Here is a 1229-nt window from a genome sequence, read left to right on the forward strand (position 1 = left end):
CAGCTAGGTAAAAAAAACTTTGGCAGCGAATATTATGAAAAATACTATAAGTTTTAATTTTCAATTGGTTATATACATTTTTTGATTTTATCTTAGTCAAAAATGGTCGTTTTGCTTACATCGCTTGTGAGAGATCTCGCACAAGGTGTCGAGCAAATGTCCGAATTGGCGTCGTTTTTATCCTGTTTAAGAATTTGCTCAAGATCACAACTCGACTTGTAGCCATAAAATTTGGCGATGGTGTTAGGTGGGATTTCCATTTCTCTGATAGCGAATTTTGCCCATTCATCGCGTGTCTTGTGCAAGATTTGGCGTAGCTTGATAGTGAAGTGGCTCATAAAAGCTTCCTTAGTTAGCTTGTCTTTACAAGGCAAGAATAAGGAGAGGGACAACACCAAGTTGATAGTATGCCGTTTAATATCAATACTATTTCGGCGTGATGAAGATTATGTCGGCAATACTGATATTATTTGAGCGTGAAACAATACTATCTTGTGGAGTAGCCAATGGCGCACATCGAAAAAGTACCGCAGAGACCAGGTTTTTCTTGGCGCTATCGTCGCATTGATGAGGTAGAGAAAGAGTACGACCTCCATTTTCACGATGATGTGTTTGAGTTGGTCATCCATCGACATTTCACTGGCAGTTTGCATATTGGTCATCACGAATTAGAAGTGACTCACAACCAAATGCTATTGATCGCGCCTGGTGTGCCTCATTCAATTCACTCCACATTGGTCGAAAGCAAGTGCGAGACTCATGTGATTTGGTTTAAGCGTGAGTGGATTGCCAATTTGATGTTCTATTGCGCAGAGCTTAGAAAGCTTGACCCGCTTTTAAAGGCGGCCAATAAAGGTGTGGTGTTTTCTGAACGGACAGCTCAGCACGTTGTGGATCTTCTGCATGAGCTCATGACGTTTCCTGCAATGGAGCAACTATCGAGATTTCTCCATGTTTTGTCTCTGATTGCTCACGATGAAGGAGCAAAAACACTGATGACTCACTCATACTTATCGATGAGTGAACACGAGCTACAGGAAAGAGAGCGCGTGGCAAGTGTTAACGCGTATCTCGAACAACACTTTGCAACTAAGGTGACGCTCGCAGACTTGGCGAACTACTTATCGCTGAGTGAAAGTGCGGTCACAAGATTGTTTCAAAAGCACTTTAAAGAGCCGTTTAGCCAACGTCTAATGAAATTGCGGATCAATCATGCCGCAGATTTGCTG

At 42.2% G+C, this 1229-nt stretch carries 2 protein-coding genes; one reads left to right on the forward strand and one right to left on the reverse strand.

Features of this window, described 5'->3' with window-relative positions; translation table 11 throughout:
- Positions 1-92: 92 nt before the first annotated feature.
- Positions 93-338 (reverse strand): hypothetical protein, encoded by a 246-nt coding sequence (locus R7E00_RS24120; RefSeq protein WP_005459280.1) that lies wholly within the window; start codon positions 336-338, stop codon positions 93-95.
- A 168-nt stretch (positions 339-506) separates the two neighbouring features.
- On the opposite strand from R7E00_RS24120, the gene R7E00_RS24125 reads away from it, so the two are divergent.
- On the forward strand, positions 507-1229 hold a 723-nt coding region (locus R7E00_RS24125), incomplete at its 3' end, for an AraC family ligand binding domain-containing protein (RefSeq protein ID WP_318124786.1).

It is taken from the genome of Vibrio sp. Vb1755, from assembly GCF_033338635.1.
Classification (GTDB): domain Bacteria; phylum Pseudomonadota; class Gammaproteobacteria; order Enterobacterales; family Vibrionaceae; genus Vibrio; species Vibrio alginolyticus.